This is a genomic window from Marinobacterium rhizophilum DSM 18822, assembly GCF_000378045.1.
In the GTDB taxonomy this organism is placed as follows: Bacteria; Pseudomonadota; Gammaproteobacteria; order Pseudomonadales; family Balneatricaceae; genus Marinobacterium_A; species Marinobacterium_A rhizophilum.
The window spans coordinates 1-14,862 of record NZ_KB899127.1; the positions used below are offsets into that span (position 1 = coordinate 1).

General features: G+C 47.2%; 15 protein-coding genes, 1 pseudogene and 1 other annotated feature. Of the genes and pseudogenes, 9 read left to right on the forward strand and 7 right to left on the reverse strand.

From position 1 onward, the window contains the following. Positions 1-134: 134 nt before the first annotated feature. From F451_RS0123770 to F451_RS27475, 3 genes and pseudogenes are all read right to left on the reverse strand, one after another. A complete protein-coding gene (locus F451_RS0123770) occupies positions 135-560 on the reverse strand; it encodes a hypothetical protein (protein ID WP_020683925.1) in 426 nt (141 codons plus the stop codon). A gap of 805 nt (positions 561-1,365) precedes the next feature. Beyond that, positions 1,366-2,673, reverse strand: coding sequence for a hypothetical protein (locus tag F451_RS0123775; protein ID WP_020683926.1), 1,308 nt, complete (start codon positions 2,671-2,673; stop codon positions 1,366-1,368). A 206-nt stretch (positions 2,674-2,879) separates the two neighbouring features. Continuing rightward, positions 2,880-3,118: pseudogene (locus tag F451_RS27475) on the reverse strand (transposase); the annotation flags it as partial. A gap of 332 nt (positions 3,119-3,450) precedes the next feature. Here F451_RS27475 and F451_RS0123780 point away from each other — a divergent pair. Continuing rightward, positions 3,451-3,747: a hypothetical protein gene (locus F451_RS0123780; protein WP_020683927.1), complete on the forward strand. Its 297-nt coding sequence runs from the start codon at positions 3,451-3,453 to the stop codon at positions 3,745-3,747. Positions 3,748-3,966: 219 nt separating this feature from the next. Here F451_RS0123780 and F451_RS0123790 read toward each other — a convergent pair whose 3' ends face one another. Further along, a complete protein-coding gene (locus F451_RS0123790; RefSeq protein WP_020683928.1) occupies positions 3,967-4,194 on the reverse strand; it encodes a hypothetical protein in 228 nt (75 codons plus the stop codon). Between the two features lie 89 nt (positions 4,195-4,283). Between F451_RS0123790 and F451_RS0123795 the strand changes: the two genes are divergently transcribed. The 6 genes from F451_RS0123795 to F451_RS0123815 all read left to right on the forward strand — a co-directional run bounded on the left by F451_RS0123795 (position 4,284) and on the right by F451_RS0123815 (position 9,525). Next, a complete protein-coding gene (locus F451_RS0123795; RefSeq protein WP_020683929.1) occupies positions 4,284-4,544 on the forward strand; it encodes a hypothetical protein in 261 nt (86 codons plus the stop codon). A 534-nt stretch (positions 4,545-5,078) separates the two neighbouring features. Beyond that, on the forward strand, positions 5,079-5,480 hold the full coding sequence (locus tag F451_RS26430) for an HNH endonuclease family protein (RefSeq protein ID WP_020683930.1): 402 nt from the start codon (positions 5,079-5,081) through the stop codon (positions 5,478-5,480). Positions 5,481-5,531: 51 nt separating this feature from the next. Continuing rightward, positions 5,532-5,774 carry a carbon storage regulator gene (locus tag F451_RS26435; protein ID WP_020683931.1) on the forward strand — a complete coding sequence of 81 codons (243 nt, stop codon included), beginning with the start codon at positions 5,532-5,534 and terminating at the stop codon, positions 5,772-5,774. Between the two features lie 327 nt (positions 5,775-6,101). Then, positions 6,102-7,127 (forward strand): glycosaminoglycan attachment site, encoded by a 1,026-nt coding sequence (locus F451_RS27965; protein WP_156826616.1) that lies wholly within the window; start codon positions 6,102-6,104, stop codon positions 7,125-7,127. 108 nt (positions 7,128-7,235) lie between these two features. After that, a complete protein-coding gene (locus tag F451_RS0123810) occupies positions 7,236-8,405 on the forward strand; it encodes a GmrSD restriction endonuclease domain-containing protein (RefSeq protein WP_020683932.1) in 1,170 nt (389 codons plus the stop codon). A 10-nt stretch (positions 8,406-8,415) separates the two neighbouring features. Further along, complete coding sequence (locus tag F451_RS0123815; RefSeq protein WP_020683933.1) at positions 8,416-9,525, forward strand: hypothetical protein; 1,110 nt, start codon at positions 8,416-8,418, stop codon at positions 9,523-9,525. 228 nt (positions 9,526-9,753) lie between these two features. Here the strand turns inward: F451_RS0123815 and F451_RS0123820 are convergent. Beyond that, positions 9,754-10,934, reverse strand: a protein-coding gene (locus F451_RS0123820) for an IS3 family transposase (RefSeq protein WP_156826617.1) whose coding sequence is annotated in 2 segments (ribosomal slippage) — positions 9,754-10,649 and positions 10,649-10,934 — 1,182 coding nt in all. Because the reading frame shifts where the segments join, the coding sequence is not laid out codon by codon here. Continuing rightward, positions 10,543-10,659, reverse strand: a sequence feature (AL1L pseudoknot). It overlaps the preceding gene by 117 nt. A gap of 84 nt (positions 10,935-11,018) precedes the next feature. Further along, positions 11,019-12,401: a hypothetical protein gene (locus F451_RS0123830; RefSeq protein ID WP_020683936.1), complete on the reverse strand. Its 1,383-nt coding sequence runs from the start codon at positions 12,399-12,401 to the stop codon at positions 11,019-11,021. A 339-nt stretch (positions 12,402-12,740) separates the two neighbouring features. Between F451_RS0123830 and F451_RS27970 the strand changes: the two genes are divergently transcribed. Beyond that, entirely contained in the window at positions 12,741-13,121 is a 381-nt protein-coding gene (locus F451_RS27970) for a hypothetical protein (RefSeq protein ID WP_156826618.1), read from the forward strand. 427 nt (positions 13,122-13,548) lie between these two features. Here F451_RS27970 and F451_RS0123835 read toward each other — a convergent pair whose 3' ends face one another. Then, the gene (locus tag F451_RS0123835; protein ID WP_020683937.1) at positions 13,549-13,887 is read right to left on the reverse strand and encodes a hypothetical protein; all 339 of its coding nucleotides are present in this window, start codon (positions 13,885-13,887) and stop codon (positions 13,549-13,551) included. Positions 13,888-14,126: 239 nt separating this feature from the next. On the opposite strand from F451_RS0123835, the gene F451_RS0123840 reads away from it, so the two are divergent. Continuing rightward, positions 14,127-14,531, forward strand: a complete 405-nt coding sequence (locus tag F451_RS0123840) for an H-NS histone family protein (RefSeq protein ID WP_020683938.1) — start codon at positions 14,127-14,129, stop codon at positions 14,529-14,531. Positions 14,532-14,862 lie beyond the last annotated feature (331 nt).

Genomic DNA, 14,862 nt, shown 5'->3' on the forward strand with positions numbered 1-14,862 from the left:
GTTCAACAGGGTACACCCGACAGAACACACATAGTGAACACAGCTCGGCGTGTTCAATGGGGTTGCATGCGAATGGGGGGCGGGGTCAGGTCTTGCCTTTTGTCTTATACATAAATCAGCCTGCGCTCGATGGACTAAGGACAATATTCTTTCACTTTTTCCAGAGCCTTTTCAGTCTTTTTATTAGCGTAGTCGTTGCGCCAGAATACACATTGAGGGCTGTTGTACTGGCGACTGCGTTGCTGGACTTGCTGCTGAGCTATTCGTTGACGGTGTCTTTCAGCCGATTCAGCTTGCATTTTCTCCGTCGCAGCTTTCATTGCTTGGGCTACCTGGTAGAGCTGGTAGCGGTTCCATCCTTCTTTGGCTGCGAAGATTACTATGGCGGCAACGACGATTCCGACTGTGATATGTGCCCATAGAGGGGTAGTGTCGGTGCGTTTGTAGGTACGGACACTATGCTCTCGCATATCGTCGCCGTCGGGCTTAAGACTATCCCTGGCGTTGTTGCTACGAGAGTCGCCTTTGCGCTTTACGTAGTTCCTGTCTTGCAGTCCCATTTCCCGACCCTCCCTGTAGTCGTACCAGCGTTCCTTCACTGTCTGAACAACTTCTATTTAGCGTTTGATGTCTCTGAGTCCGAGTTCCTGATCTCGTCCAGCTATAGCTGTTTTGGCTGTTCATTAGCCGAATAACTGAATCGTCGTAGCTTACTCTTGGATCATGAGCGCTTCCAGCGCCGAAGGCAGCTTGGGAATATCGTCTTGGGAATTACTCCAGCGCGCACTGTCTTCGAACGCCTCTCGGCTGTGTATAAGCCGATTGGAAGTCTCGATTGTCGTGTTAATCTGACGCGGATAGTGGAGGAAGTGTTGGTGGCAGGATGTACGTGCCGTTGCTGCTATAAGGGAGGCATTGCTGATGGGTTGCGCCGTCAGAAACCCGTTGCCAGCCGACGGGCACAGCGCGGCGGCTCCAGCCATGCCGCAGCGCTCGACTCGAACCCGCTATGCGGACCCGACTGTAACGAAGCGCCCACAAAAAAGGCCACCTTTCGGTAGCCTTTTTTACTTTGCGTTTGGTGGAGGTGGCGGGTTTAGAACCCGAATTCATAAACTCACTAGCCCCGGCCATCTTTATTCTTGCGCATGTGCTTGAGTGGCACTGATAAGTGTCACAGTAGATATCGACAGGTTGTGAGTCAAGGCCTGCCGAGCCGCTTCGTCAGGAAAACGCCCATGAGACAGGTAATCCGGAGCTGGAATTCCCTGACTCTGACTGTGGTTGATCAGTCAGTGGAGCCATTATCAGGCGCCAACGGCGACTACAAAGATGATTGCAGCTGCGCGCAACGCCTTTGCATGTTCAGATGACCCGGGCGCCCGGTATGTAGCCGCCCTGCTGCGCGATCTGCGACTTCAGGTCAAACAGTGGAAGTTCTGGCATGCCCAGCCACTTTCTCAGCTCTTCCAGAACCGAAAACAGCTCCAGGGCCGGGATGTCGGGGATGACGATATCCCGGCGCCGTCCCAGTGGCTGGTAGAGATGCATCGTCCCTGAGTAGTCGATATCGCTTAGTGACAGATGAAGGGCGTAGTCGCAGTTGTCTTTCATATACACGGCAAGCCCGTAGGAGACCCAGTAATCGACCGAGAGAGAGCGTTCGGGCGTATCATGGGTGTGGTTATCGTACAGATCGAAGGTCAGTGCGAAACTGCGTTGGGGCTGCGCTCGCCAGAGCGGCATAAAGATAGCCTCCAGGCAGGGGGCGCCGACCTTGGGAGTGCTGAACTTTTCGTCAGTGTCGTAGATACAGCTACCAGTAATGACATAATCGTCGATGGTGCTGGAAGACGGTATGGCGAGGCCCATCTGCGGCGTATATGGCGGTACCACCGCCAAGCCCGTTGCCGCCGTAAGTGCCTCCGTGCTGTATCTCAAATGCCCCAGCACGAAAAGTGTCGGGAAGACCAGGTGGGAGTTCAGGCGAATTCCAAGCTCCTCGGTCAGCGCACTGAGGCTTGCTTCGCGTGGCAAATCATCGGGAAAGTCAGAGTCTTTTATGGGCAGGTCGCGAAGCAGGGAAATGTTGAAGTGCGACGTTGCCCAATTCATCATGCCTGCGATCTTGTCCGGAGTATCCGAATATTCAGCACAGAGTCGCTCCAGGTAGTGGCTGCTGCCTTCTAGCCAATGTTCAAATGCGGGCAGCGTCATCAGGGTTTCAAGCCGTTCAAGCCGCTCTGCACGGGTTTCGGCATTGTCGGGTCGACCTTCTCCATCGATTTTCAAATACGGCTCGTCCGCCCACTCCATGGCTTTGGCCAGATCCTGCTTGAAGGAGGCTGAATTCACGATCCTCGCAATCTGAGAAAGATGACGATGCCGGGATAGCTGGACCTCGTGCTCAAAGAATGCAGGCAAGCTGGCGTGGGTCTCGGCCCGTACATATGTGCCGGGGCTGCCTTTTGGGGCTCCGAAATGCTCGATGATGAGCTGCTTGTGGATTTCCGTAATGCTCCATTTGCGGCGCCGACCTTCGGTAATTCTTGGAGGAGGGACATCCAGAAATGCTGCCAGCTCGGCTGATGTCCTGCCCCCCTGTGCTTCACAGGCGTGATCCAGGTATAGCTTGGTTTCTGCGGGGGTAATACTTTGGCGTTTGTTAGTCATGGTGACCTCCTTGGTTGAGCCGTGAGTCACTATAGTCATGCAAGGGGGTGTTTAAAATACGATATTTCTGTAATTTATTCGTTATTAATTACATTATGCATGTAGAGGTGTCGGGTCAGTATGAAAGTGAATGAGGTCTACGAGAGGCTGGTGAGCCAGGGTGACTGTGCTTGAGTCTTCATTTTCGCTGTGACTCGTAATCGCCGTAGCGCATCTTCCATGCCCGGGTCACTGAAGCTGTACCACTGCTGCATGCAATGAATCCGGAGCATTGTCGCCAGCGGATAGGTTCGTCGTCCGTTACCGGCCTTGAATGCGGCTCAAACACCGTTTCCAGCCGTGCCCATGGAATCAGTTTGTCCATCCAGCTAAGGAGCTTTTTCTTTCGGGTATGACGGCGCTTGTTGCTGAACTCACTTTCGGTGAATGTGAGCTTCTGATCAATCCGGGCTTTCCTTGATGCAGATTATGGCTGCTATTGCCTCATGGAGCGGACTTGATCACAGCTTCCCTAACACGGGTGTGGACGTGCAGTTATTGAGGATAAACCGAGGTGTTTTTTATCTGTTGAGGATGGGAGAAATTTTTTTCGAGTTGAAAAACGTATGCGGGAACCGCTTGAATATTAGGTAGAGTTTAACCCAAATTTAGATAACGTTTTTCATTTTTTAGCATGAAATTAAAATCTTTACAAGTTTTTTGTGGCATGTATATTGGCCCTGTGATGCGAACTGGTCGCATTGCTCAAACTTAAATGATTGGAAAAGGAGTTTCCCTATGAAGTTACTACATATTGTTCCCGCAGGCTTTTCACCGGTAGATAAGCAGAACTTGATGATGCTTCATGGCGATAATTATGTGGCTGATGTAGAGATGACAGTAGAGAAAGACGGCTCACTCTATAACGTAGCAGTAGCTGAGGATGGGCAGATTTTTATCGACGGCGATAACGGTCACTGCGCTATTACTGCCGATGACGCTGAGAGGCTAAAAATGAAGGCGAATCCATTCTTTGAGTTAATGAACGGGACTCGTGATGATCTAGAGGCAATCACTGAGTCTATTTATAACTAATATAGAATGTTGACGGGTATCCTTCCCATCGCTAACTTTGGGAGGGAAGCCCCAGCTCATCGCCTGATTCCAGTTCGTGATTAGCGTCGCTCACTGCTTTGAAATGTAGCGCCAGATAGAGCACTTTAATCACCGATTGGTCTATTAGGAATGAACGGCGAGTCTTGGTTACTTTCCACTGAGAGGCGTTGAGAGGCTCGATCGCGTTGGTGGTGGAGATCACCCCGCCGCTGGCGTTTTCGCACTTTGAATTGCACCTTTGCTACAAAAATACTCGTCAATATTGGTATGTCGCTCAGCAGATAATGAAAACGCTGACTTGACTTCATTTGCGAGTGAGTCATCGTCTAGAAAACTTAGATCAATGATTTCCTTTCGCAATCGGACTAGTTTGATCGCCCTTCGCATCACATCTTCCATCGGGCCCAGGCCGATTTCTCCGGCCATCTCAGCCCACGCCTCCACCAGAGTTTTTGCTAATCGAGGTGCCCTATAGATACAATTTATGCTTTACCATCAGATCACAGGATATTGAAATGGCAAAGGATACATCGTCAAAGTCATGTGCTGTCCCTGGTAGTGTTGGCTGGCATAACAGCCAGGCATCAAGCTACTGGGACCGCATGCTGTCGATCGAAGAGGTAGCCTGCGTCCTCGGCGTCAGGATCACAGAGTTGAAGCATGCGGTGCAACATAGCCTGCCGCTGAAGGGGAAGAATCCTCCGGCCCTGAATCGCGTGACGAAGGGCAAAATGTACTTTGAAGGACACGCGGTTAAAGCGTATATCGATAATTGAATAATGCGATGTATCTGCATATTCCGTCCCAAGGTGAACACTTTCGCTGGATTTCCGGAATCGGTATTCATCTTCGCCGGAATAGCAGAGAGCAGAAGGGGGGGCTAATAAATGCATTCCCGCTACATCGCAGCCCCAAACTTGGGAGACTTACGGATGAGACCCCTGCGTGTTCTTACCCTTATAGTGCTACTTCTCTGTCCCTTCAACCTGTACGCCGAGCCCGTAAAGCTCAGCCGCAGTGGTATATGCCATGATACACAGAGCCCGTACTATGGCCGCACGAAGAATTTACGGCTTTTGACAGTTTTCAGCAGTGTCTGGGCAGTGGCGGCAGACTCCCGAAAGGACATTCCGGCTACCGACCGGAGAGCCCAGAGGCGCTGCTATCGTCCCGCGAAGTCCGGCAGGCTGCCGCACCGACTCCGAGTATAGAAACAGCCTATCCGTGTCGGCGGGGCTTACGACAGGTCTTTGTTCTATCACTGGATCGATGAGGATCATGATTGCCTGAACACGAGGCATGAGCTCCTGATGAACATGTCCACCGGTCCGGCTGATACCGGTAGCAATCGTTGCACGGTCAGCCGGGGCCGATGGAACGATCCCTATACAGGCAAGATTTTTTATGAAGCCCGTGATCTTGATGTTGACCATCTCGTACCCCTCAAATGGGCCTGGGATCATGGCGCTAGCAACTGGTCAGCAGAGCAAAGACGAAAATTTGCCAATGACGATGCGAACTTGTTCGCCGTCGAGGCCAGTGTAAACCGGGAGAAGGGTGCCCTGGGCCCGCTGAACTGGCTCCCTCCGGATCGAAGCTTCCACTGCCAATATATCCTGCGCTTCACCCGCATCGTTAGGAAGTACAGCCTTGTTCTGTCAAATGGCGAGAACGACGCGATGCAGCGTTTAAGACATGATACGTGTGGCTGATGATCTATACTGCCTCAGGTTCATACCATCATACTTGCATGGAGGCAGGTTATGGCTCTTTCTCTATCCCGTGGGAAACGACAGTCTCTTCTCATTGGCGATAACATCACCGTCACGGTTGCCGATGTCTGCGGTGGCCGGGTTACATTGCAGGTCGAGGCCCCGAAGGATGTGCCGGTACTCCGTAAGGAGCTGACACAGCCGTTCTACCGGCGCAAGCCCTTCCTGAAGCGCATCATCCAGTATCTGCGGCGATACTGCGCCGGGGGCGTGCTGGCCGCTAGAAGGCCGTAAGCGTGCTTTACGTGGTCTCCCCCGCGCTGACGCTTCAGGTCATATTTGCTATATACGCACCGGGTGTTGCGCTCACCAGTTGAATCCACAGTCCAAAGCGGTCATCAAGCTTGGCGCGAATTCTGATCAAGTGAACATCTGTCTGTTCTCTAGGCTACCCAGAGCTTTCGTATCAAATAAGAGACGCCTGCAAGTAGCGATTTGTAGCGATATCGCGAAAAATAGACCATTCTTAGTCCCTAAGAAATGGTGTCGGATTCTGCGCACAGCTTCACATACAAGTGCGCATGCGTAATATTAATATGTTGGAACACAGAACCAAGAACCATGGATTTTTTTACACCTGTAGTCGCTCCGTTCAAGCTAAATCCTGGTTTCGTGAAGATTTCGTGTACGAGAAACCGATATGCCTTGGACGTAATCCAAGATTGGGCACGAGGAATCCAAGATCGCGATGGAAAATTCGTTAAGGAATTTCAAACCTCGTTCCAACCATCCTTCAGGGAACTCTACCTATGCTCGACCTTAAATAATTTCAATATCTGCATCGATTTTCAGCACAGTCGTCCCGACTTTGTCGTTACGGATCCTGAGGCGTTTACAATAGAAGCAACGGTTGCTCTGAACGATTCTCGCACCGGTTCGTCTCATAGTCCATCATCTTCAGAAAACCCGGAAGAGCTTAACTTATTCAATGAAGAAGCCATTGTAAAGCTAGGCAACAGCTTTTCAGCTAAGCGAGCTAAATTCCGTAGATCGTATTCATCGCTCCCACAAGTCACTAGAAAGGCATTTGTTCATGCAATAGAGCCATTTGATCGACCTTTTGCTCATCTCGCAGCCCAACGCACTGTAGAATCACTTCTCTTTGGTTACTATGTCGATGAAGAGGCGTACCTTAAGGAAGGGGAGTTATCGGAGCGGTCACGAGGACACAAAATAAAACAAGTAGTCAAGCATAATGGCGCTCCAGTCGATGTCGGTCTTTTCAACGGGCACAGTGTGAAAGAAATCAGCGCGGTAATCTTCAATTCAACGGCGACATGGGGTAAGGCTCTAGCACTATCGAAAGATCCGCAGAGCAATTATGTATTTACTGCCGTATCGCTAAAAAATGGCGGCGTACTAGCAGACATGTACACTATGCCAAAATCGTCATATACAGAACACTTGATAGACGGCATCCGCATTAATCACAATCCGTATGCTACACATTCACTAGCTGCCGATATTTTCCGCAATCGTAGAGTGTATCAATTTTTTTGGGATGATTCGGCTCAAAACTGGGTTTATAAACAGCATGACGGTCAGTTGCTTTTTCGATCTGTAAGCACAGTGATTGAGAAATGTTAATAACGTCAATTCTACAGCTGCACTGCGGGCTTTCCGGCTGTGAGCAGTGGCGTTGTGACAACCAGCTGTTTAACTAGGTATAATTTCGAAGAGATAGGAAGCTTAATAATGAAAATTGCATCTAAATTGTTCGACGCAAGAATAAATGCTTATAACCTCCTGGTTGAAGTTTCGATTTGCGATTATGAAACTTTAGTAAAAGATGTGGTTAAGAAAAACGAGTTTCAAAGAAAGAGAGTGCGTTCATCTAAGTCGGTATATGCCCTCTTGAGAGAAGACCTGATTAAACAATGTGTTATTCCTCCAATCGTTCTTGCTCTTGCGGACAATATAGATTTTCAACAGAATGATGATGATGATGATTTTCAGAGAAAGCTTGAAGAGGCTAAAGATCATCTAGTAATACTTGATGGTTTGCAAAGAACTTATACGATACTTGAGCTGTTATATGACTTAAGAGCTTCTAATGATGAAGCCACTTTGAGTTTAGTTATGGGTTCAAAGATTAGAATTGAAATTTATGTTGGCTTAAACCGATTGGGCATCCTCTACAGGATGCTAACACTGAATACTGGTCAAACGCCAATGTCGTTGCGGCAACAAATTGAAATGCTATACTTGGACTATTTAACGAAAGAAGTGGATGGGGTCGAGCTAATCAGAGAGTCAGAAGCTAAGAATGCATCAAAACTAAATCAATACAATTTCAAGGACGTTGTTGAAGGGTTTAACGCATATTTGGATCGTGATGAGCTGCCAATTGACAAAGCAGACATTTTGGAGAATATCAACAGCCTAGAGAAACTATCAAAAGAAAATCAAAATACTGAACTTTTTGAAAAATATTTGGCTTCTCTTAATAAATTGGTTGCTAAGTTTAATGACGAGTGCGACGATCTTGAGGTATCAGATGAATATATAAAAGAAAAAGGAGCGCCTTTTGGAAAAAACATTCTGCAAATTCTGAAAAGACCTCAAGCTATTTCTGGTTTTGGTGCGGCAGTCGGAAAGCTATTAGATTTCGAGATATTGACTAGGCTGGATGATGTCTGTGATATTGTAGATGACATTAAAATTGATGATCCTAACGCTTTCTTGGAGCAAATTAATGACTCATTGCTATGGTTAAAAGGTAATAGTAAGAAAATTGGTAATGCACAGAGAAGTTATTTTACTTTTTTCTTTAGAGATTTATTGAACCGAGATTCTGATTCATACTGCAAACCACTCCTATCAAGTAAGAGCGCATTGAGAAAATATCAGGCTCAAAATATGTGAGGTAATAATAATGCCTGTTAAAGTAAATCTTGATGGCGGTGAAGTGTGGTTTAACCTTATTGAGAATGAAAATTCAGTTTTCGTTTTAACACACGAATCGGGTAGAGAAATTCAGTTCGATACTCCACTTGAATTAGACTCTAGATTTAGAAGCAAGGATTTTGACGTTTATTTTTTGGCGAAGAAAAACATAAAGGAGAGTGATATATATCAAGTTTATCGTAGAGAAAGTGATTGTCGAATAGGGTGGGTTATTCCTGCGATATCATTGAGTTCAGACCTGCACGACTATTCAGCCAATGAGCACTTTCTTCGATATGCATATATAGCCGTAAGGGAATCACTTACCCGCTTGAATGACAGTTTTTATTCTAACAGCCTTTCTAGTGATGCTGATACGTTTATGTTCTCAGATGTCTTTCATGAGGAAACGGCACTACTAGTCTTAAGTAAAGAAACATATGGTGAAGATTTTAGCTTTGATATAGATAGAGTAGCACCAAGTTTAATAAAAAACGGCTATGTGATATTGACCGACAGAAATCCGCGAGAAATTAAGCACGAAGTCCAGCAGCAGTCTGCGTCAGACAAGATATATGTTGAAGAAATATCCGAAGTTATTGAAAGTTGCTCGCTAATTGCGGAGTTAATGAACTCATCATTTTCTTATGAGGGAAATTCGGCTTTTAAATTTTTCTATTTATATCAAATATTTGAGTTGCTTATTGATGAGGTTTATAAAAATGAGCAAGAAGCATTAATAGATGATTTGGTTAATGCTAGAGGAAATTCCGGAAGAACCAAAGATTCCCTTGATAAAATAAATACGTTCATGTCCGAAAAAAAACGCATAGGTCTTCTAGTTAATAAATATGTTGATATCCGTGGAGAGCTCAATGGTCTGAGGCAGGCTTGCAATAGGCTACTTGTTGAATTGGGTCGGGATGAATCAAGTGACTTCGAAGGATACTTTTATCGATTAAGAAACTTCATATTTCACCAGTATAGAGATTTCCCGCATCATTGTATTGAACTTTTAGATGACGTCTTGGCAGAGCTCATCTTGATTATACCTAGTGTCCTTTACCGATATAGAGTCCCTGAAAATGGAGACTCATAACAAAGCGCTCCCACCGGAAAACTTTCCGTTGCGCTACAAATTTTCCGAAGAGCGCGTCGTTACACCGAACGCGCAATGTCTGTCTTGTGCCGGTTGGTGACCATTCCTGAGCTAGAAATTATCTTCTTGAGAATTTAGTACTATGGGCTTGAACCGAATGATGTCTGAACCGCCCCGGTTATTCCGGAGACCGTTTTGTTTGAGTCAGGCGGCGTCACTTGACTCCTCCTACTGGCGATAGTACACCATTTCTCGCTCTGCTGGGGGAACGTTTCCAATAGGTTCCAGCAGTCGGCGATTGTTGAACCAATCAACCCACTCCAGCGTGGCGTATTCAACGGCATCCAAACCTTTCCATGGACCACGATGGTGGATCACCTCCGTCTTGAACAGGCCGATAATGGTTTCGGCCAGCGCATTGTCGTAGGAATCACCGGTGGTGCTCACTGAGGCATCGATACCCTCGTCGGCCATGCGCTCGGTGTACCGATGGCTACCCCTATCGCTGTGATGGATCAGCCCTTGGCGGCGCTTGCGTGCCCAAAGTGCTTGTTCCAAGGCATCCAGTACCAGTTCCGTTTTCATCGACGTCGCGACACGCCAGCCTACGATGCAGCGGGCGTAAACATCGATAACGAAGGCGACATAGACGAAACCGGACCAGATCACCACATAGGTGAAATCAGCCACCCAAAGCTGATTTGGGCGCGTTGCCGTAAAGTCTCGCTTCACCAGATCAGGTGCGCGCTGCTGAGCCGGATCGCTGATCGTCGTAAAGTGGCGCTGCCCCCTCACTACGCCACGAATTCCCAGACGGCGCATAAGTCGTTCTACGGTACAGCGCGCTACATCAATGCCTTCCCGCCGCAGTTGCCGCCAGACCTTGCGCGCACCGTAGACGCTGAAGTTGTCCTCCCATGCCCGCTGAATTTCAGCCGTTAGCCACTCATCCCTCCGATGCCGTTCCGGTCGCCGTTCAGGAACGGCTTCAAGCGCTTTTTGGTGATAATACGTCGATGGGGCGATTGGCAGTTGGCTACATATCAACTCGACCCCGTACCGAGCACGATGCTCGTCGATGAACGAGACCATCACTTGTGTTTGCGGTTGAGCTCCGCCTGGGCGAAAAAAGCAGCCGCCTTACGGAGGATCTCATTGGCTCGCTTCAATTCGGAGTTTTCACGCTCAAGCTGCTTGAGCCGTTCACGTTCAGAAAGGTTGAGCGGACTGTCTTCCTGCGCGATCTCTGTGCGTTTGCACCAGGCTCTCAAGGTCTCTGGAGTACAGCCAATCTTGCTGGCAATGGAACAGATCGCCGCCCATTTGGACGGGTATTCGCCTTGCTGCTCAATGACTAACCGAACAGCCTGCTCTCGGACTTCGGGGGAATATCGTTTTGGTGAGTTCATGACTCCATCCTCTCAAGATATGGAGTCTCCGGTAAAGCCGGGGCGGTTCACTAGCATATTGGCTAATAATGCACCCCAAAAACGCTATTTCTTCCGTGGTGGAAGTTGACGTAAACCATAATCGAACAGCTTTTGATTAAAAAATTCAAAGTGCAGTAACTCCATGTCTTTGAGTATGCAATCAAGGTTATTGGCAAACATGTAGTCCATCACCTTCTTAAAATTATGACTAACACTCCTGATTTGCCTAACCATTTCTTCTTCTTTTCCTGGCTCAGTATGTTTAAAAAGAGCATATTGTGTTCTTAGGAATAGAAATTTTGAGTGTAGTTCCGGCACACTTGAAGGATCTAGTGTTTCAGATTTCAGTATTTCTTCGATGCTCTGAGGGTTTTGTTTGGCAAGTTTTTTTATGGCTGCTGGCAAGGATGTGTCGCGCCTTCCTCCACGAGTTCCTTGACTCTTAATACTGACATTTCTAATCGCGTCAGCCGCTAGGACATTGTAAATTAAATCACAGAGCTCTCTATGTTTTTCGGACACATATCGAACTGGTCTACCTATATGCAATCGTACGTATTGAGCTGCTACAAGCTTATAATCATTCGCAGAGGCCACGACCTGGGCCCCAGACCGCTTTTGTAACCAGGTTTCCAGCGCAATGGCTGACTTAGGAGAATAATTGCCATCGATATTGTCACAGATAGATTTGTGGAGCGCTGCAAAGTGAGAGGTAGAAGCAATCTGGCTGTACTTTAAAATTTTAAGGCTAGGGCTATCGGTGTCAGCTGAAGTCTTGGAAAGAATATCTTGGATAGGTGATTGGGCAGCGTGCTCGACCAACTTATCAATGACCTGATCTAGGCTCTTTATGAGTTTGCGAATACCAGTTGGCTGGTGAAACAAAATATTGCTGTATAACTCGGAGAGGAATGCCCCATACGCTTCACAATCATAAAGGTCATTGCGCGGATAATACACCCTGAAATCAGTAGACCATACATCTTCAAAAGTCGCCAATTGCCGGAGAAACGAAGGACTCGCTACGTGTAGATGGGCAAGCAGATATAGGCACTTCAACATATCTTCGTGGTGTGGTTTTTGGGCGCGTGTCTCATTGGCTTTTCTGAGGTAAGTGCGCCAGCCATTGGGTGTAAAAATCTTTTTAAGGTGAATATTTAATGCCGAGCTTGTGAAGTTTTTCCAGAAGCTATTGTGTGTATCACCATTATCAAGGTGTTCAAGTTCACGTCGAAGATCTTTCGGGGTAAGGCCATCATCGATACCTTTTAAAAAATGGTAATCCGAAAGACTATTGAAAAACTGTTCTTCTTTTTTCTCTAGCTCTTTTTCATAGGGCAACTGAAACACCTCACCATTTTCCAGCGGTGAGTAGTTGCCCGCATGCCTCCGGCGGAGAGCGTCAATGTCAGTGATAGGGTGATTTTTAATGCAGATTTTTCTCATAGTTCCCACTTGCTAATTTTTTCGGAATTTTTCTTTAGTGTTTTGGAATATTATTTCCCCATCGATCAATTATGACACAGGAACCTCTGAATAACTCCGGATCGCTCTGAATGCCCTAACGGCGAGAGGTGAAGGCTTCATCAGCAGCGTTGCAGCTCTTGCAGGGGCTATCCGGATGCGGTCCAGAGTACTCATTGCGAACCGCGCTTTACAACTGTAGTCCTAAGCGCTCGCAGGAGGAGGTTCGGAGTTGTTCAGAAGCTCCCTCAGTGGCAAGTTGTTGATCGTGAGCGATACACAGCATCTATATTAACAACCTAATTTTTAGGAGAAAACGTTATGGCCAGCAAAAAAGATAAGTCAGAAAATGGTGTCTTTACTAGTGCTATTGATGGGACTAAAAAAGCGAAAGACTGGACCAAAGATCAGATTGATAAAGTATCAACACCAGCGTCGCGATCAGGGAACGTCGTCAACCGGGTGGCGAGGCTTGTTGATGCTGGGGTCGATCCTGATGTAATCGCCTTGCAGATGAGAAAAAATAGTCCAAGAGGGAATACTTACCACAAAAGAGACATATATGCCTACTACAAACTATATGAAGACACTAAAACGAGGGCGCCGTTAACAGAAAAGGTAACTAGGGCACTTAAAAACGATGAGGTTCGGAATGTAGCTGGTAAGAATAAGGGAAAAATAGACTCACCAGAAAATTCATAGATATATAAGTTAGAGATTAGTATGGATCAGCGAAGGTACCAGTTGGTGCCTTTGCTGCTAATTGGGAGTACGGGTGAGATTACCACAAATAGAGTGGGGGCTGGTCTTGCCCTTTTCTCTGGTCTCTAATATTTTAAAGCGCTACATGCAGTTTCGGTCAGTATGCGTAAACTGGTACAGTTCACTCCGCTCAGTATACTCAGCTTCTAGCGCTGGTAACCTTTTCCCGTTAGGGCATAAAATTGGGAATTTCGGGGGGGGGGGGGGGGCAGCACACCTATTTATCGGCCCATCTATGTCGGCTTAACGCCGTAAGTGACAGTCTGTGTCTTGGATTGATGCACACACGTACCCACTTGTAGGATGAACTGTATTGGGTGTTTTAGACCAGCGAAAAGGCGAGGAGGGGCGTGCCGTGAGTTTGCAATTAGGCATTGGTCCTGCGATTTTGCGCCATCCAAGCCTTAAGCTCGTCTTCAAGACCTTTCTGAATTGCAGCAGGCGCAACTACCGGGGGCTTCTGAGTGTTGTTGGGTAACTTTTCCTGGGAGTGAGCGGAGGTTGCTTCAAGTTCTTGTTCGCGTTTATATGCCGCAAACAGCATCTGATAAGCTGAAGGGTATGAATTCTTGTAAAATTCTGCGACTATTCTGAGTGATTCTCTACCAGGATTGAACCGTATACCCATTTTCTCTACTTTGGACATCAACATGCGTTCAAGCGTGCTGGGTTTCTTGGCTTTATCAAAATATGCATCCCAATCCATATAACTACCTTCTCAAACACCGACCAATAAACAAACTAGCTCTCTTGCAAAAAAAATACAAGTGTCTTGTTGATCTTTCCTTAGCTAAGAGGTATGGATGCGGGTGTGGCTAATTTGAGACGGCGGCTGTTGGATTCTATGTGTACCATTTTTCGGAACTTTCAACATTAGATAATATTGCCAACTACTATAATCTGGCTAAAATTTGAATAAATGCAAAATTACAAGGAAATGAAGGAATGAGAAACCACGAATTTACAGCTACCTTGCTACGCAAAAACTCCCTGCGCAAAGAGTGCTTGGAGTTGTCAATCGGCGATATTGAGAAGGTAATAGAAGACCTGACTGAGATCAAAGCGGGTAAGCTTCAAGAGGACGAAGCCCGTAAAGCGGCAGAAGCGGAACGCATGGTGGCCATTAAGAAAATCCAGGAGCAGATGGCGGCTGTCGGCTTATCTGCGGCCGACCTCGAAAAGATGGGCGGTACTGCATCAGGAACGCGCCCCAAAGTCGCGGCCAAGTATCGTTTGGTCGTTGAAGACGGTAAGGTTTATGAGTGGTCTGGCCGTGGGCGTACACCAATAGTCTTCCAACAGCGCATCGACAATGGCGCTTCTAAAGAAGATTTCCTGATTCAGGAATAAAACGAGAACATACTAGGTTCGGCTCCTCCAAAATGAACTAATCGGCCTGCTTACGATTATTCAACATTCCCTGCTGATCAATGTCGGCTTTCTGCCGAAGGCGGGCGCTACTACAAGTTTGGAAATGTGGTGGAGCAGGAATATGGGGTGAGCTTTGATTGTGGACTGGTGAAATAGAAGGCTTCAAACGTCCGATGGGAAGGCTCAATTTTGCTACCGAAAAAGGCTTCGTTGAATGTAGGTGACATGCCGCATCACAAACGGGTGGAAAATGCTCTTACGATGGTTTCAAAGCCGAAACGTATAGCGGACCAGGCGTCCGGATCCTCAT